Origin of the sequence: Motilibacter rhizosphaerae, assembly GCF_004216915.1 — a bacterium.
GTDB lineage: Bacteria > Actinomycetota > Actinomycetes > Motilibacterales > Motilibacteraceae > Motilibacter > Motilibacter rhizosphaerae.
The window spans coordinates 472,318-488,281 of the sequence record NZ_SGXD01000003.1; the positions used below are offsets into that span (position 1 = coordinate 472,318).

General features: G+C 75.7%; 18 protein-coding genes. 10 read left to right on the forward strand and 8 right to left on the reverse strand.

The window, feature by feature from the left end:
• Positions 1-174: 174 nt before the first annotated feature.
• From EV189_RS13005 to EV189_RS13015, 3 genes are all read left to right on the forward strand, one after another.
• Entirely contained in the window at positions 175-375 is a 201-nt protein-coding gene (locus EV189_RS13005) for a hypothetical protein (protein WP_130493363.1), read from the forward strand.
• Entirely contained in the window at positions 372-1,040 is a 669-nt protein-coding gene (locus EV189_RS13010; protein WP_130493364.1) for a TetR/AcrR family transcriptional regulator, read from the forward strand. Before EV189_RS13005 ends, EV189_RS13010 begins: the two co-directional genes overlap by 4 nt.
• A gap of 61 nt (positions 1,041-1,101) precedes the next feature.
• Positions 1,102-1,326: a DUF3107 domain-containing protein gene (locus EV189_RS13015; protein ID WP_130493365.1), complete on the forward strand. Its 225-nt coding sequence runs from the start codon at positions 1,102-1,104 to the stop codon at positions 1,324-1,326.
• A gap of 75 nt (positions 1,327-1,401) precedes the next feature.
• Here the strand turns inward: EV189_RS13015 and EV189_RS13020 are convergent, their stop codons facing one another.
• Positions 1,402-2,145, reverse strand: a complete 744-nt coding sequence (locus tag EV189_RS13020; protein WP_130493366.1) for a ferritin-like fold-containing protein — start codon at positions 2,143-2,145, stop codon at positions 1,402-1,404.
• 451 nt (positions 2,146-2,596) lie between these two features.
• On the opposite strand from EV189_RS13020, the gene EV189_RS13025 reads away from it, so the two are divergent.
• The 5 genes from EV189_RS13025 to EV189_RS20235 all read left to right on the forward strand — a co-directional run bounded on the left by EV189_RS13025 (position 2,597) and on the right by EV189_RS20235 (position 7,796).
• Positions 2,597-4,189, forward strand: coding sequence for a DEAD/DEAH box helicase (locus EV189_RS13025; protein ID WP_231116361.1), 1,593 nt, complete (start codon positions 2,597-2,599; stop codon positions 4,187-4,189).
• A 7-nt stretch (positions 4,190-4,196) separates the two neighbouring features.
• Complete coding sequence (locus EV189_RS13030) at positions 4,197-5,054, forward strand: alpha/beta fold hydrolase (RefSeq protein ID WP_231116362.1); 858 nt, start codon at positions 4,197-4,199, stop codon at positions 5,052-5,054.
• 131 nt (positions 5,055-5,185) lie between these two features.
• Positions 5,186-5,563: an ATP-binding protein gene (locus tag EV189_RS13035; protein ID WP_269204191.1), complete on the forward strand. Its 378-nt coding sequence runs from the start codon at positions 5,186-5,188 to the stop codon at positions 5,561-5,563.
• Positions 5,564-5,610: 47 nt separating this feature from the next.
• Positions 5,611-6,567, forward strand: a complete 957-nt coding sequence (locus EV189_RS20230) for a hypothetical protein (RefSeq protein ID WP_165400283.1) — start codon at positions 5,611-5,613, stop codon at positions 6,565-6,567.
• Positions 6,564-7,796, forward strand: coding sequence for an MFS transporter (locus EV189_RS20235; protein ID WP_165400284.1), 1,233 nt, complete (start codon positions 6,564-6,566; stop codon positions 7,794-7,796). Before EV189_RS20230 ends, EV189_RS20235 begins: the two co-directional genes overlap by 4 nt.
• Here EV189_RS20235 and EV189_RS13045 read toward each other — a convergent pair.
• From EV189_RS13045 to EV189_RS13065, 5 genes are all read right to left on the reverse strand, one after another.
• Entirely contained in the window at positions 7,780-8,394 is a 615-nt protein-coding gene (locus tag EV189_RS13045; RefSeq protein WP_130493370.1) for a MarC family protein, read from the reverse strand. The genes EV189_RS20235 and EV189_RS13045 overlap by 17 nt on opposite strands.
• 2 nt (positions 8,395-8,396) lie before the next feature.
• Positions 8,397-9,242 (reverse strand): PHP domain-containing protein, encoded by an 846-nt coding sequence (locus EV189_RS13050; protein ID WP_130493371.1) that lies wholly within the window; start codon positions 9,240-9,242, stop codon positions 8,397-8,399.
• Between the two features lie 66 nt (positions 9,243-9,308).
• Positions 9,309-9,950, reverse strand: a complete 642-nt coding sequence (locus EV189_RS13055; protein ID WP_130493372.1) for a DUF6758 family protein — start codon at positions 9,948-9,950, stop codon at positions 9,309-9,311.
• Positions 9,951-10,005: 55 nt separating this feature from the next.
• Positions 10,006-11,109 (reverse strand): hypothetical protein, encoded by a 1,104-nt coding sequence (locus EV189_RS13060; protein ID WP_130493373.1) that lies wholly within the window; start codon positions 11,107-11,109, stop codon positions 10,006-10,008.
• Positions 11,110-11,163: 54 nt separating this feature from the next.
• Positions 11,164-12,189: a DUF2332 domain-containing protein gene (locus tag EV189_RS13065; protein ID WP_130493374.1), complete on the reverse strand. Its 1,026-nt coding sequence runs from the start codon at positions 12,187-12,189 to the stop codon at positions 11,164-11,166.
• An 84-nt stretch (positions 12,190-12,273) separates the two neighbouring features.
• Between EV189_RS13065 and corA the strand changes: the two genes are divergently transcribed.
• Positions 12,274-13,368, forward strand: a complete 1,095-nt coding sequence (gene corA, locus EV189_RS13070; RefSeq protein WP_231116363.1) for a magnesium/cobalt transporter CorA — start codon at positions 12,274-12,276, stop codon at positions 13,366-13,368.
• Here corA and EV189_RS13075 read toward each other — a convergent pair whose 3' ends face one another.
• Complete coding sequence (locus tag EV189_RS13075) at positions 13,369-13,872, reverse strand: general stress protein (RefSeq protein WP_130493375.1); 504 nt, start codon at positions 13,870-13,872, stop codon at positions 13,369-13,371. It lies immediately after the preceding gene.
• A gap of 40 nt (positions 13,873-13,912) precedes the next feature.
• Between EV189_RS13075 and EV189_RS13080 the strand changes: the two genes are divergently transcribed.
• A complete protein-coding gene (locus EV189_RS13080) occupies positions 13,913-14,119 on the forward strand; it encodes a hypothetical protein (RefSeq protein ID WP_130493376.1) in 207 nt (68 codons plus the stop codon).
• A 682-nt stretch (positions 14,120-14,801) separates the two neighbouring features.
• Here EV189_RS13080 and EV189_RS13085 read toward each other — a convergent pair.
• Positions 14,802-15,914: an AI-2E family transporter gene (locus EV189_RS13085; protein WP_130493377.1), complete on the reverse strand. Its 1,113-nt coding sequence runs from the start codon at positions 15,912-15,914 to the stop codon at positions 14,802-14,804.
• Between the last annotated feature and the right edge of the window lie 50 nt (positions 15,915-15,964).

Here is a 15,964-nt window from a genome sequence, read left to right on the forward strand (position 1 = left end):
GGCCGTACGCCGGACACCCGTCCCGGAGGCCGAGACGCCGCCCGTCCGGCTGGGGGGGGGCCGGGCGGCGTCGGGGACGGCACGGCGCCTGGCATGGGACGCCCGCTCGCGGGAAGATCGCAGCGACGGACGTGCCCCGGCGCGCCGACCCGCGCCCCGAGCCCGAGGAGAGCCGTGAGCGACCCCACGACCCCGCCCGCCGATGACGTCACCGGCGACGACCTGCCCGCGGCCGACGCCCTGGAGCAGGCGCAGCCGGCCGACCAGCAGGTCGGCGCGCCCAGCGACCCCGGCGCGCTGCCCGACGAGGCCGACCCGGCCGACGTCGTGGAGCAGCACCAGTCCGTCCCGCTGGACGAGGACGACTACCGCTGAGCGCCGACCCGCCCCGCCCCTCGCGCGGGCAGCGGCGCCGCACGGTGCTGTCCGCCGCACGCGAGGTGTTCGTCGCGCAGGGCTACCACGCGGCGTCCATGGACGAGATCGCCGAGCGCTCGGGCGTGAGCAAGCCCGTGCTGTACCAGCACTTCGCCGGCAAGCTCGAGCTCTACCTCGCCCTGCTGGACGAGGCCTGCGACGCGCTGACCGAGGCCGTGCAGGAGGCCCTGGCGTCCACCACGGTCAACCGGGACCGGGCGCTCGCGACGGCCGAGGCGTACTTCCGCTTCACCGACGACGAGGCCGGGGCGTTCCGCCTCGTGTTCGAGTCCGACCTCACCAGCGAGCCGCAGGTGCGCGAGCGCCTCGCGCGCGTCACCGACGTCTGCGTCGACGCGGTGAGCGGGCTCATCCGCGCGGACGCCGGCCTCGACGAGCAGCAGGCCCGGCTGCTCGCGGCCGGGCTCGTCGGCCTGCAGCAGCACGCCGCCCGCTGGTGGCTGACGCAGGAGCGCCCGGTGCCGCTCGAGGACGCCGCCGGCCTGGTCGCGTCGGTCGCCTGGCGCGGCCTGCGCCGCCTGCCCGCCGCCGATGGCGAGCCGGAGGAGCGCTCCGCTCCGGGCGAACGCGCCGCGGGCGCCGCTGGGGGCGCCGCCGGGTAGCGTGCAGCCGGGACCGGCCGCGGGGACGCCGCGGCCAGCAGCGACGACGGAGGAGACGGCCGTGGAGGTCAAGATCGGGGTCCAGCAGGCGCCGCGCGAGCTCGTGATCGAGAGCGCGCAGGGAGCCGACGAGGTGGCTTCGGTCGTGTCGCAGGCGCTGGCCGACGGCGGCGTGCTCACGCTCACCGACGAGAAGGGCCGCCGCGTCGTCGTGCCGGTCGAGAAGCTGGCGTACGTCGAGATCGGCGAGCCCGAGGTGCGCCGGGTGGGCTTCGGCGCGCTCTGACGGGGCCCCTCCGGGGCGCCCTGCTGCTCAGGACGTCGGGCCGAGCGCGGCTCAGGCCGACAGGCCGAGCGCGGCTCAGGCCGACAGGCCGAGCGCGGCCATGCGCCGGGTGTGCGCCTCGGTGAGCCGGGTGAACAGCGCCCCGAGCTCCCCGAGGTCCATGCCCGGCCGGTCAGGCGTCCCCACGAGCAGGTCGGTGAGCTCGGCGTGCTCCCCCGCGACGCGCTGCGCCTGGCTCAGCGCCTCGCCGACCAGGCGACGCCCCCACAGCGCCAGCCGCCCGGCGACGGTCGGGTCCGCCTCGATCGCGGCGCGCACGCGGCGCACGACGTAGTCGGCCTGCCCCGCGTCCTCGAGCGCGGCGAGCACGAGCGCGCGGGTGGACGGACCCACCGCGACGCTGACCTCGCGGAGGAAGTCGCGGGCGATCGCGTCCCCGACGTACGCCTTGACGAGACCCTCGAGCCAGTCGCTCGGGGAGGTACGGCGGTGGAACTCCTCGAAGACCGGGAGGAACTCCCCCATCGCGGACTCGATGTCGCCGCCGATCTCCGCGAGCCGCGCGCGCAGCTGGGCGAAGTGGGCCTGCTCCTGCGCGGCCAGCGCCTGCAGGGCGGCCCGGTCGGTGAGGGTCGGCGCGCTCGCGGCGTCGGCGGCCAGCCGCTCGAAGCCGAGCAGCTCGCCCACCGCGAGCAGCCCGAGCAGCGCCGTCACCCCGCGCCGGTAGCCCTCGTCGTCGGCACGCCCGTCGAGGGCGTCGTGAGACCGCTGCTCGACGGCGTCGTCGGCCCGCCCGGCGAGGGCGTCGTCCTGCTCCACGGCGGGGAGCCTAGTGCGGCGGCGCGGCCCTGCGGCGCACCGCGCTCGGCCGGGGCTCGTACGCCGCTCCGCGTCCCGGTCGATCCTGCCCGTCGGTCGTGCCGTTCGATCGGGGTCCCCGATCGAACGGGGCCCGGCACGAGCGACTGGGGGTCAGCACGAGGACATCTCCTCGATGCCACCCCCAGTTGATCGGGGTCCCCGATCGACTGGGCGGAGCGCGAGCGCAGTGAGCTCACCGTCGAGCGCAGCGGGACCAGTCCCCGCGCCCAGGCTCACGAAGATCAACTGGGCTCCAGCGCGACGACATGCGCTCGAGCCGAGCCCCATCTGCTCGGAGCGGGGCAGCACTGGATCGGGCAGCCTGATCAACTGGCGGGCGCGCGGGGGAGCCGGCCGCGGCGGAGCGGCCAGCGGCACCGCACCTGCGCGTACGATGGGACTGAGATCCGTGCGCGCACCCGCGCCGGCACCCCCTCGCGGCGGCTCCCGCCGCGCGTCCGAGAGGCTCCCCGCCCTGACCAGCTTCCGCGACCTCGGCGTCCTCCCCCTGATCGCCGACGCCCTCGAGGCCGTCGGCATCGTCGACGCCTTCCCCATCCAGGAGATGACCCTGCCCGTCGCCCTCGCGGGCAACGACATCATCGGGCAGGCCAAGACCGGGACGGGCAAGACGCTCGCCTTCGGCATCCCGATCGTCCAGCAGGTCCTCGCGCCCGAGGACGAGGGCTTCGCGGAGCTCCCCGACCCCGGCAAGCCGCAGGCCCTCGTGGTGGTCCCGACCCGCGAGCTCGCCGTGCAGGTCGCGAAGGACCTCGAGGCGGCCGGCGGGCGGCGCGGCGTGCGCGTGGCGCAGGTCTACGGCGGCCGCGCGTACGAGCCGCAGGTCGAGATGCTGCGCAAGGGCGTCGAGGTCGTCGTCGGCACCCCCGGGCGCCTGCTCGACCTGGCCAAGCAGGGGACCCTCGAGCTCGGCCACGTCCGCATGCTCGTGCTCGACGAGGCCGACGAGATGCTCGACCTGGGCTTCCTGCCCGACGTCGAGCGGATCCTCTCGCGCATCCCCGACGGCCGGCAGACGCTGCTCTACTCCGCGACGATGCCGAGCGCGGTCGTCGCCCTGGCGCGGCAGTACCTCACCCAGCCCGTGCGCGTGAACGCGACGAACCCCGACGACGCCGACGCGACGGTGGCCAACACCGAGCAGCACGTCTTCCAGGCCCACCAGCTCGACAAGCCCGAGCTGCTCGCCCGCGTCCTGCAGGCCCGCGGCCGGGGCCTCGTCATCGTCTTCTGCCGCACCAAGCGCACCGCCGCCCGCGTCGCGGAGGACCTCACCGAGCGCGGGTTCGCGGCCGCTGCCGTGCACGGCGACCTCGGCCAGGGCCAGCGCGAGCAGGCGCTCCGCGCGTTCCGCAACGGCAAGGTCGACATCCTCGTCGCGACCGACGTCGCGGCCCGCGGCATCGACGTCGAGGGCGTCACGCACGTGGTCAACCACGAGTGCCCCGAGGACGAGAAGACCTACCTGCACCGCATCGGCCGCACCGGCCGGGCCGGCGCGTCCGGCGTGGCCATCACGCTGGTCGACTGGGCGGACATCACCCGCTGGCAGGTCATCAACAAGGCGCTCGGGCTGTCGTTCTACACGCCGGTCGAGACCTACTCCACCTCCGAGCACCTGCTCTCGCTGCTCGACATCCCCGCCGACGCCAAGGGCGTCCTGCCGCGGGCCGAGCGGACCCGCGCCGGGCTGGACGCCGAGGAGGTCGAGGACCTCGGCGAGACCGGGCAGCGCCGCCCGCGCACGACCGGCGGCAGCAGCGGCGGCGGCACCGAGGGGGACGGCTCCCGCAGCCGGCGCCGGCGCGGCGGCTCCGGCTCCTCCGGCTCCGGCGCGTCCACCGAGGGGTCGGCGGCCGAGGCGGCTCCCGCCACCGAGGAGCGCGCGCCCCGCAGCCGCTCGCGCAGCCGGCGGCGCACCCGCAGCGGCCAGCCGGTCGCGGGCGCGCCCGCGGAGGCGGAGCAGACGCCCGGGGCGTGAGGCAGTAGTGGAGCAGCGCAGCGTCCGCCGGGGCGAGCGGGTCACCGACCTGTCCGTGCCGCTCGCCGACGGCGCCCGGCTCGCCGCCCTCGACGCGCGGCCGGAGGGCGCCGCCCGCGCCACCGCGCTGCTCGTGCCCGGGTTCACGGGGTCGAAGGAGGACTTCCTCCCACTGCTGCCGCTGCTCGCCGACGCAGGTGTCCGCGTGGTCGCCGTCGACCAGCGCGGCCAGCACGAGTCGCACCACGACGACGCCCCCGACGCGTACACCGTGCCGCGCCTGGCGGCCGACGTCGTCGAGGTGCTCGACGTCCTCGGCGGGCGGGCGCACCTGCTGGGGCACTCGTTCGGCGGGCTCGTCGCCCAGGCGGCGGCCGCGGCGGTGCCCGAGCGGCTCGCCTCGCTGGTCCTGCTCTGCTCCGGCCCCGCGGCACTGCCCGAGGGCCGACGCAGCCGGGACGCGCGGCTCCTGCTGGACCGGCTCCCCGGGCTCGACCTCGAGCACGCCTGGCAGGCGCGCCGCGAGCTCGACCCGCGCCCCGAGCAGGCGCCCGAGGTCGAGGACTTCCTGCGGCGGCGCTGGACCAGCACCGACCGGGAGCACTACCTCGTCGTCGCCCGCACCCTGCTCGAGCACGCCGACGGCGTCGACGGGCTGGCGCGCGCGCTGCAGGACGCCCACGTCCCCGTGCTCGTGGCGCACGGCGTCGACGACAACGCCTGGCCCGCCGAGCAGCAGGCCGACATGGCGCGCCGGCTCGGGGCGGCGTACGCCGTGGTGCCCGACGCCGCCCACTCCCCCGCCTACGAGGCGCCGGCCGCGACGGCCGAGCTGCTCCTCGGGCACTGGGGCCTCCTGCCCTGAGCGCCCTTCCGGTTGCGATCTCCGGGCAGGAGGTGCAAACGGCGGCAGGACCGGGCACCTAGGAGGGCGGAGGGGTCGTCCGGGCCCCCCGCCGTCAGGGAGGAGGGCCGGTCATCCGCGCCACGGTCGACCTGCGCACGCCCCTCTCGGCCGACCCTCGCCAGGTCGCGGAGGCGCGGCGGGCCATGCTCACGCACCTGCGCGCCAGGGGCGTCGACAGCGACGTCACCGACAGCGCCGTGCTCCTGGTGAGCGAGCTCGTCACCAACGCGATCCTCCACGGCGAGCCGCCGGTGGAGCTGCGGATCGGGTTGCCCGCCGGGCGCGTCCACGTGGAGGTCCACGACGCCGACCGCGAGGCGGCGCTGCACCTGCCCACCAGCAGCAGCATGTCGCAGGAGCGGTTGGGTGGTCGCGGCCTCCGCCTGGTCGACGCGCTCGCCTCGCGCTGGGGCCTCGACGAGGACGACAGCGGCAAGTGCGTGTGGTTCGAGATCGACCTCACGTGAGCGCGACTGGCTGAGCGGCCCCGCGAGGACCGTCCTACGCTCCCCCCATGGACCTCGTCGACGGCGAGCCCGACTCCCCGGTCGGCCCCGTCGAGCTGCTCGACGACCGGCCCGCGCCCCCGGCGCCGCGGCCGTCGTCGCCCCGTCGTGCCGCCGCGCTGCTGCTGGCACTGGCGGTCGGGGTCGCGGCGGGCGGGTGGGGCGGGGTGTCGCACGCGCGGCAGGAGTACCGCGCCCGGCAGGCCGCCGCCGCCCGCTCCGTCTTCGACGTGGTCGTGCTGGGGGCCTCGGCGAGCGAGGGCGACCCCGGCAGCGTGTACGCGGTGGTGCGCAACGCCGGCACGCTGCCCCTGTCCGGGGTCTCCGTCACGATCGGGGGGCTGCCGCTGAGCGGACCGCCCGGGATCCCGGCGGGCGCCTCGTGGACGGGGTCGGCGGCGCTGCCCTCGCCCTGCACGACCGGCAGCTCGCCCACGCCCGGCGGCCCGATCGTCGTCACGGCGCGCACCGCGGACGGTCGCACCCGCACCCGGACCCTGCAGCCCGTCGACGACTACCTCGTCACCGTGGACTCCCTGCAGGCGCCGTCCTGCGCGCCGCGCTCGTTCTCCGCGGCCTTCGTCTCGGTCACGGTGGTGCACAGCGCGGAGGTGGGGCGCGGCGCGTACCGGCTGGTCCTCGCGCTGCGCGGCCAGTCGCCGTCGGCTGGCCTGCGCCCCCGGCTCACCGGCGTGCACGGGGCCCTCCCCGGCGTGCGCGTGCGCGCGGAGTCGGCGCTCGGGATCCAGCTGTCCTCGCGCCCGGTGCTCGTGCCGGTGCTGCTCGACGTGCCGAGCTGCGCCCGTCTGCGGCTGCCCGCGGACCTCAGCGGCGCGGCGCTGCTGCAGTTCACCGGGACGCTGGAGCCGGGAGGCTACGCGGGGACCACGTCGGGGTACGACGACAACGTGCTCGCCACCGTCGTGCGCGCCGCCGAGCGGTCCTGCCCGCAGGTCGCGCGGTGAGGGGGGCTGCGACCCTCGCCCAGTACGCCACCGGAGCCGTCCTCGTCCGGCTGGCGGACGAGGGCGCCCGCGTCACGCTCGTCACCCTCGCCGTGGACAGCGGGCGCGGCCCGGGCCTCGGGGGCGTGCTCATCGCCGCGCTGATGGTCCCGCACGTGCTCGCCGGACCCGCGGTCGGCGTGCTGACGGACCGCTCCCGGCGTCCCCAGCGCGCGATCGCGGCCCTGGCGCTCGGCTTCGGGCTGAGCCTCGCGCTCGCCGCGCCCCTGCTCGGTCGCGCCCCCGACGTGCTCGTCGTCGCCGTGCTCGTCGCCGGCGGCTGCTGCGGTCCCGCGCTGACCGGCGCGCTCACGAGCCACCTCTCGGGCCTCGTGCCGGAGGCGCAGCTGCCGCGCGCCTTCGGGCTCGACAGCCTGCTCTACAACTCGGCCGCGATCGGCGGGCCGGCCGCGGCTGCGGCGCTCGCGCTCATCGACGCGCGCGTCGGCGCGTACGCGATGGCGGGCTGCGCGGCGCTCGGCGCCCTGGTGCTCGCCGCGCTGCCGACCGGCCGCCGGCACGTCCGGGCGGCGCACGAGGAGCCGCCGAGCGTGTCGGCGGGCCTGCGCGCCGTGGTCGCGGAGCCCGTGCTCGCGGTGGTGACCTTCACCAGCACGCTGGAGATGGTGACGCTCGGTGCCCTGCCGGTGGTGGCCGCCGGGGTCGCCGTGTCGACGGGCCGCACCGGGCTGACCGGGGTGCTCATGACGTGCACCGCGGCCGGCTCGCTGCTCGGCTCGCTCGCGTGGACCGTGCGCCCCCAGCCGCCGGAGCGCGCGCCGCTCGTCTCGATGCTCACGCTGGTGGCGAGCGGGGCGGGCTTCGCCGCCGCGGCCGCCGTGGTGGGCCGCAGCCCCGCTTCGGTCGCCGCGGTCGCCGTGCTGTTCGCGCTGGGCGGCTTCGCGACCGGGCCGTTCATGGGGGCCATCTTCACGGCGCGCCAGACCCTCTCGCCGCCGGCCGTGCGCGCGCAGGTCTTCACGCTGAGCGCCGGGCTGCGCACCACGGCCGGCGCGGGCGGGGCGCTGCTGGCCGCGGGGCTCTCGGGGCTGCCGGTGCCCGCGCAGGTCCTGGTCGCGGGCGGCTGCTCGGCGGTGGGCGGCGCCGTGGGCCTCGCGGTGCTGCGCCGCGTGACCTCGCGGGCGCCCGCGGCCGTGCCCGAGCGCGAGGCCGTCAGGACGAGCCGGTGATGAACGCGCGGACGGCGTTCGCCACCATCTGCACGGCGATCGCGCTGAGCAGCAGGCCGGAGATCCGGGTCACCAGCAGGACGCCGGAGTCCCGGATGACCCGGATGACGACGACGCTGTAGCGCATCACCAGCCACAGCACGAGGTGCACCGCGAGGACGCCGCCGGCGAGGGCGAGCGCGCCGTGCCAGGTGTCGACGCGGCGGACGAAGACCATGACGGCGACGATGGCGCCCGGCCCGGCGAGCAGCGGCGTGCCGAGCGGCACGAGCGCGACGTTGGTGCCCTGCCCGGCCTTCGGCTCGCTCTCGTCCCCGGTGAGCAGCTCGAGGGCGACGAGCAGGAGGAGGAGCCCGCCGGCGCACTGCAGGGCCGGCAGCGTGATCCCGAGGTAGTGCAGCAGCTGCTCGCCGAAGACCGCGAACACCGCGATGACGAGCAGCGCCGTCGACGCCGCCTGCCACGCCGTGCGCGTGCGCGCCGCGACCGTGTGCCCGGCCGTCAGCGACAGGAACAGCGGGATGGTCCCGGGCGGGTCCATGATGACGAACAGCGTCACGACGACCTCGCCGAAGAGCTTCGCGTCGGCGCTGCCCATGCTCAGCCCTGCAGGACGGGCACGCCGGAGGCCTGCGCGACGATCGCGTCGAGCACGGCGGGGTCGGTCGTGTGCTCGCCGAGCCGGTTCTCCTTGCCGCTGCCGTGGTAGTCGCTGGACCCGGTGACGAGCAGCCCGAGCCCCCGCGCGAGGCGGAGCAGCCGGGCCCGGTCCTCGGCGGAGTGGTCGCGGTGGTCGACCTCGAGGCCCGCGAGCCCGGCCTCGACCATCGCGGTGACGGCGGAGTCGTCGAGCACCTTGCCCCGGTGCCGGGCGAAGGGGTGCGCGAGCACGGGGACCCCACCTGCGCGGCGCACCGTGCGGATGGCCGCGATGGGGTCGAGCGAGTGGTGCCGGACGTAGTAGGCGCTGCGGGAGTTCAGCAGCCCGCGGAAGGCCTCGCCGCGGTCCTCCACGACGCCGCGGTGCACGAGCGCGTCGGCGATGTGCGGCCGCCCGACGGTGGCGCCGTCCTCGACCTGCTCCAGCACGTCGTCCCAGCCGACGTCGACGCCCGCCGCGCGCAGCCGGGAGACCATCTCCTGCGCCCGGGGGACCCGGCTGTCGCGTACGCGGGACAGCTCCGCGGCCAGCGCCGGGTCCTCCGGGTCGAACAGGTACGCCAGCAGGTGCAGGCTGACGTCGCTGAAGCGGCAGGAGATCTCGGCGCCGCGGACCAGCGCGAGCCCCGGCGGCAGGGCCGCGGCCGCCTCGTCCCACCCGTGGGTGGTGTCGTGGTCGGTGAGCGCCACGACGTCGAGCCCCGCGGCGGCCGCGTCGCGCACGACGGTGCCGGGCGCGTCGGTGCCGTCGGAGGCGCTGGAGTGGGTGTGCAGGTCGATCCGCATGGCGAGCCGAGCGTAGCGGGACGGCTGCGCCCGGGCGCCGTACGGGACCCGCGCCGACCGGCAGCGTCAGACCGGCAGCGGCGCCCCGGCCAGCCGCGGCGAGAGCGCGCCGGTCGGCACCAGGTCGGTCTCGTGCCCGAGCTCGCGGGCGTCGACCAGCCGCAGCTCCTCGAGCAGGAGCGCCGCCGAGCGCTCCGGCCAGCTGAGCAGCCAGAGCCAGTTCCCCAGGGCCTCCCCCGCGTACGCCGCGCAGGGTCCCGCACCTGCCACGCACCACAGCGCCGTCGGGTGGCTGGCGACGTCGACCTTCGCCGCCGGCGGGCCGTCGAGCGGGCCCGGGTCGGGCGTGGTCAGCCCGGCGTAGCGGGCGGCGAGCCCGATGCCCGGCTCCTCCGCCACGACGAGCAGCTCGCCCGCGCCGCCGAGCGGGGCCGGGCCGCCGAGGGCGAGCACCACCGCCCGCGCGCCCGAGCGCTCGTCACCGACGCACGAGAACCCGGTCAGCACCCAGCCGTGCGGCAGCGGCCAGGGCAGCCAGACGGGGACGCGGGCGCGCTGGACGAGGTCGGCGAGACCCTCGACGCTGGGCCGGTGGGCGGGCTGCTGGGGCAGCACCTCGCCGTGGCTGGCGCAGGTCCAGGAGCTGGACCAGAGCCCGGGGGGCTTGACCGTGCCGCCGCAGCGGGGGCACGTCGGCGTGCCTCTCATGCCCCCTCACGTTCCTCGCCCCCCGCGCCCCCGTCAAGGTCCGCGCGAGGGCCGCTCAGCGTGCGGTGAGCAGCACGCTCGGGGTCGTCCGGCCCCGCCAGGTGAACTGGTACGCGGAGGTGCCCTTGGGCGGCGTCGTCACGGCGATGACCGCACGCCCGCGGCGCGAGGCGGTGCGCACGTCCACCCAGTCCCGGCCGTCCCAGCGCTGCAGGACCGGCTTCGCGCTCGAGGCGAACCCCGTCGAGGTGAGGGTGACGCGGCCGCCGCGGCGCACGACGTGCGCGGAGACGGCGAGGGTCGGGCGCGGGAGTCGCAGCGGGACGGCGTCCACCATGCCGGGCGTCACCCCGGTCCAGGCGCTCGGCGCGAGCTCGGCGCAGACGCTCGAGGGCGGCCGGACGAACCAGACCACCGCGCCGAAGCCGCCGTCGGCCCTCGCCCGGGCACGCCAGAAGGGCAGGCCGAGGTGGCCCGGGCACTCGGACGAGAGGTAGAGGACGGCGCCGGCAGCGGGCGTCCCGTACGCCGTGGTGGCCGTCCCGGTGATGCGGTAGGCGTACTGCCGTCGGCCGGCGCTGGTCCGAGTCCCGGCGGGGCGCACGGCGCTCACCTGCACCCGCGTCCACTGCCCGCCATGGACGACGGTAGAGGGCGGAGTCCCCCCGAGGACCGCGGCAGCGGGAGCCGGGGCGGGGTACCCGGCGCTGTCCAGGGCGTACCGGTCCCCCGCGCCGATCGCGTCGATGTGCCAGCGACCCGCGTCCGCGGCGAGAACGTTCGTCGTCCCGGTCCAGTGCCCGTCGCGGTCGGTGCCGAGGTCGAGGTGGAGCGTGACGACGCGGATCGGCGGGCTCAGCGGGTCCAGCGTCCGGTCGGCGCGGATCACCACGCAGGGGCAGAGGATGGCGTGGTCGCTGCCGACGGACAGGGTGCTCTTGACCGGAGCGGTGCTGGTGAGGTGCACCCCGACCGTGAGCGTCGCCGTGGCGGACCCCGTCAGGGAGGTGCCGGGCCCCACGACCTGCGCCTCGCTGACGACGGTCGCCGGGCTCGTCGGGGGCGGCCCCGACGGGGTGCCGGGCGGCGGGGCAGCGGCGGCGAGGAGCGGGACGGCAACGAGGGCGGCGAGCGCGCTCAGGGCGCGGGGGATCCTCATGACCAGGAGGACGTGCGGGACCCCTTGGGAGGTTGGGTCAGCCGTCCGCCCAGGTCACGGGCACGCCGTGAGGGGGCGCGGTGCCGAGCACCGTCCGCCGACCGCCGTGCTCCAGGACGACGTCGAACCGGCGCCCGGCGCCCGCGTCGCTGGCTCCCGTCTCGAGGCTGGCGTGAGCAGCGCGTCCCGTCGCAGGAGCGCGTCGACCCGCTCGCGGAGGCGCTGCTGCTCGCCCGGCGCGACGTACTGCCAGAAGACGCTGTGCCAGACGACGGTGATCGCGCTGGCGTCCGGCTCGAGCGCGTCGAGCAGGTCCGCTGCCGAGCCGCGCACGACGCGCGGCGGGTCGCGCCGGGCGAGCTCCAGCGCAGCGCGCAGCCGCTCGAAGCGGGTGACCTGGTCGGCCCACACGTACGCCGTGAGCAGCAGCCGCCCCTGCGGGCTCGTCGCGTCGACCGGGGCGAGGTCGACGCCGAGCCGGTCCACGACCTCCACCTGGCCGGCCGGCGGGGCGTCCCCGGCCCACGCGTCGGCGAGCACGACGGGCGAGCCCTCGGGCCCCCAGGGCTGCCCCGCGCCAGTCACCCGGAAGCGGTCGACGAGCAGGTTGAGCCCGGCACTGGCCCCCAGCTCGACCAGGCGGACCCGGCGCTCGCCCCGCGCGGCGAGGTGGCGCAGGACGCCCGCCAGCGCGGCCGCCCGCCCGACCTCGTTGGTCTGCGGGACCGAGTCGAGCAGGGGCGCGACCTCGTCACCGCGGGCGGCGAGCAGGCGTCGTACGGCGTCCCACAGGCCGTCGGGGTCGGCGGCACTGCCGCCCACCGAGGGGTAGTGCAGCGCGAGCTCGGGCGCCCGGCGCTCCAGCACGAGGCGGTGCAGGGCGCCGGTGAACCGGAGCGGCACCGCATCACCGACGCCCGCACCGGCCCACGGCGCGAGCAGGTCGGCGACCACCCCGCCGGCGGCGCAGTCTGCCGCGGCGCGCTCGAGGAGGGCGGCGTACATCGGTGAGCCGTTGGCCGCGCAGGCCCCGGCCTGGTCGAGGAGCAGGCGCGGCAGACCGGGCGGGGCGACTCCCATGGGGCGACGCTAGCGACTCCACGTCCGCGGCCGTGGGGCCTCGCCTAGAGTCGGGGACGGCAGCCGGCGGCGGAGGGAGGGCCCATGACGATGCGACCGCCCCTGTCGCGGACGATGCTCGGCTCGCTCACCCGGCTGCGCACCGCCGGGTCCCCCGACGCCTCCCGGACCCGCATCGACCGCGGTCGCGGTGCCGTCGTCGACTGCGGGGTCTACTGCGACGGCAAGCGGCGCGAGGACGAGGAGTCCTACGAGGACGCCCTGCGCCGGGCCCGCGAGGAGGACGGCTTCGTCTGGATCGGGCTGCACGAGCCGAGCGAGAACGAGCTCACCGCCATCGCCAAGGACTTCGGGCTCCACCCGCTGGCCGTGGAGGACGCGGTGCAGGCGCACCAGCGCCCCAAGCTCGAGCGCTACGAGGGCTCGCTGTTCGCCGTGTTCAAGACGGTCAACTACGTCCCCCACGAGAGCGTCACCGAGACCAGCCAGATCGTCGAGACCGGCGAGGTCATGGTCTTCGTCGGCGAGCACTTCGTCGTCACCGTGCGCCACGGGGACCACGGCTCACTGAAGGGGCTGCGCCGCCGCGTCGAGGAGGACGAGGCGCTGGTGCGGATCGGCCCGATGGCCGTGCTCTACGCCATCGCCGACCGGATCGTCGACGACTACGTCGCCGTGACCGACGCGGTGCACGACGACGTCGACGAGATCGAGCAGTCCGTGCTTTCCCCGGAGCGGACCCGGGAGATCGAGCGCATCTACCAGCTCAAGCGCGAGGTCCTCGAGTTGCGCCGCGCGGTCGCGCCGCTCGAGATGCCCATGCGGATGCTCGTCGACCGGTACGCCGTGGGGCACGGCGACCTCACGCAGTACTTCCGCGACGTGGAGGACCACCTCACCCGGGTGCGTGAGCAGGTCGGCGGCTACGACGACCTGCTCACGTCGATCCTCCAGGTGGCCTTCGCCCAGGTGCAGATCCACGAGAACGAGGACATGCGCAAGATCTCCGCGTGGGTCGCCATCGCGGCGGTGCCCACGATGATCGCGGGGATCTACGGGATGAACTTCAAGCACATCCCGGAGCTGCAGTGGACCTACGGCTACCCGTACGCCCTCGGCCTCATCGCCGTGGTCTGCTCCTTCCTCTGGCGGGGGTTCAAGCGCAACGGCTGGCTCTGACTAGCTCCGCAGGCTGAGCCGGGCCAGGTGCTGGCGTGCCTCCTCCGCCGTGCGCGAGTCGCAGAGCACGTCGTAGCGCTTGGCCACCACCTGCGTGGCGGAGGTGAAGTCGCGGCGCCCGCCGGTCGCGGCGAACGAGATCAGGCCGAAGACGGCGCCGAACACCGCGCCGTACAGGATGCCGGAGAGCAGCAGCGCGAACGTGCTGTCCTGGTGCGAGGCGAAGACCCCGAGCAGCAGCCCGACCAGGGCACCGAACCACGCACCGCTCGCAGCGCCGGCGGCGGCCGAGCGGCCGTACGTCAGCCGCCCGGTGACCCGCTCGACGAGCTGCAGGTCGCTGCCGACGATGGTCACGCCCTCGACGGGGAACTTCTCGTCGGAGAGGTAGTCGACGGCGCGCTGCGCCGCCTCGTAGGTGTCGAAGCTGCCGACGGGCAGGCCGGTGGGCGGGGTGGGGAGGGTCAGCCGGCCGCTGCGGCCGGGGGTGATGTTCTGCGCCATGCCCGCGTTGTACCCGGGCGCCGGGGGTACGACGCTGATCATGACGACCACGCCGTTCGAGCCGACCGACTCCCCCGACGACCGCGTGCGCGTCGAGGACCTCGAGGACCGCATCGTGTCCGAGGACCCGGACGTGGAGACCCTGTCCGGTGGTGCCAGGTCCACGGGCGGGGCGACGGAGGACCGTGTGGTGCCGCCGGAGGAGGACGTGGCCCCCGGCGCCGGCGCGGTGGAGCCCACGGACTGACCCACCTCTCCCCCGTGATCATGCACATCTTGGGGCGGTGGGGCCGCTGACCCCTCCTCGTGATCATGCAGATCTTGGGGGTGGCCCGTACGTCGTCCTCTCCTGAAGACGGCAAGGAACGTGCCGCGAGCCCGCGCCTCAGGTCTGCAGGATCACGAGGATGTTGGGCGGCGCGCACCCACGATGTGCATGATCACGGGGATGTCGGGCGGGCGCGAGGGCCGCCCAAGATGTGCATGATCACCGCCGAGGGTGGGCCGAAGGTCCCGGTACGGCGTGGGTCGCACGATGTCGCTCGCCCGGCCCTGCGCGGGGGGACGGCCGCTCACCGAAGCATCATGTGTCAGGCGGAGCGCCGGCAGCCCACCAGATCCACACCGGAACGCTTCAGGAGAACCCCATGAACAGCAGCACCTACCGTCCCTCGGGCCTGCAGATCTACACCCCCGAGCGCACCCTCGCCCTCCTCGCGCCCCGCGGCCGCCACCGCGCGGCCTGACGACACCCGGATCGACGAGGACCCGCGATGCCGACCATGAGCAAGGACCCCCGCGCGACGGGGAACGTGGTCTCCGACCCCGTGCACATCCGGGCCCTGCTGGCCCGCCGCAGCTCCCCGGTGCAGCGCCGGGCCGCTGCCTGAACCACACCACAGCACCACGAGCACCAGCACCACCCAGCATCAGCCCACCGGACGGCGCTCCTCGCCGACGGTGGGCTGCTGCTTGGGCTGACCGCGGCGCACGTCGTAGACGTCGCGGATGATGACCTGGATGATCCCCGCCACGGGGATCGCGACGAGCGCGCCGAGGATCCCGGCGAGCTCGACGCCGACGAGCACGCTGACCAGCACCGCGAGCGGGTTCAGCTTGACCGTGCGCGACTGCACGACCGGCTGGAACAGGTGGTTCTCCAGCTGCTGGTAGATGACGAACCACACGGCCACGATGATGGCCTCCTGGACCCCCGCGAACAGGGCGACCACCACGGCGACGACCGCCCCGAGGGTCGCGCCCACCAGCGGGATGAGGTCGCACACCGCGACGAAGAGCGCCACCACGCCGGCGAACGGCACACCGGTGAAGTAGAGGACCGCGAAGGTCAGCACCCCGCAGATCACGGCGATGAGCAGCGCGCCGGTGATGTAGCCCGTGACGGTGCGCGCGCAGTCGTGGGCGACGCGCCGGACGCGCGTCTGCCGGTCGTCGGGCAGCTGGGCGACCGCGGCCTCGGTGAGCTTCGGGCCCTCGAGGACCATGAGGAACGACAGCACCGTGATCGTGACCAGGGCGATGACGGCCTCACCCGCGACCGCGACGTAGTGCAGCGCGGGCACGCCCGCTCCCGCGAGCGCGGACCGGATCTTGTCCTGGTTCTTGGTGATGTACTGGTCGACGTCGTAGCGCTTGAGCAGGCTGCCGAACGGCCCGTGGCCCGTCTGGGCGTCCTGGACGTACTTGGGGATCTCGTTCGACAGCTGCCCCACCTGGTTGACCAACGGCGTGACGAACGCGGTGACGAGCCCCGCGAGCAGCAGGAGGCCGACGACGTAGACGAGCAGGGTGGCCAAGGAGCGCTTCAACCGCAGGCGGTTCTGCACCAGGTCGACCAGTGGGCTGAGCGCGACGGCGAAGAACAGCGCGATCGCGAGCCACACCAGCGTGCGCGCGATGCGCTGGACGACGAGCAGCGCGAGCACGGTCAGCAGCACCATGCCGATCGTCGCGGCGATGGTGCGGACGGGCACGCGGTCGCGGCGCTCGGGCGCTGCGTACCGGGGCTGGTCGAGGCTCATGGCCCCGGACCTACCCCCGCACCGCAGCCGCGAACGCCGCGACCGCCAGG

Bases quoted from the DNA above. Each gene is read 5' to 3' on its own strand.
- EV189_RS13060 (WP_130493373.1), bottom strand. From the start codon at position 11,109: ATGAGGATCCCCCGCGCCCTGAGCGCGCTCGCCGCCCTCGTTGCCGTC.
- EV189_RS13080 (WP_130493376.1), top strand. From the start codon at position 13,913: ATGACGACCACGCCGTTCGAGCCGACCGACTCCCCCGACGACCGCGTG.
- EV189_RS13065 (WP_130493374.1), bottom strand. From the start codon at position 12,189: ATGGGAGTCGCCCCGCCCGGTCTGCCGCGCCTGCTCCTCGACCAGGCC.
- EV189_RS13045 (WP_130493370.1), bottom strand. From the start codon at position 8,394: ATGGGCAGCGCCGACGCGAAGCTCTTCGGCGAGGTCGTCGTGACGCTG.
- EV189_RS13050 (WP_130493371.1), bottom strand. From the start codon at position 9,242: ATGCGGATCGACCTGCACACCCACTCCAGCGCCTCCGACGGCACCGAC.
- corA (WP_231116363.1), top strand. From the start codon at position 12,274: ATGACGATGCGACCGCCCCTGTCGCGGACGATGCTCGGCTCGCTCACC.
- EV189_RS13055 (WP_130493372.1), bottom strand. From the start codon at position 9,950: ATGAGAGGCACGCCGACGTGCCCCCGCTGCGGCGGCACGGTCAAGCCC.
- EV189_RS13085 (WP_130493377.1), bottom strand. From the start codon at position 15,914: ATGAGCCTCGACCAGCCCCGGTACGCAGCGCCCGAGCGCCGCGACCGC.
- EV189_RS13075 (WP_130493375.1), bottom strand. From the start codon at position 13,872: ATGGCGCAGAACATCACCCCCGGCCGCAGCGGCCGGCTGACCCTCCCC.
- EV189_RS20230 (WP_165400283.1), top strand. From the start codon at position 5,611: ATGGACCTCGTCGACGGCGAGCCCGACTCCCCGGTCGGCCCCGTCGAG.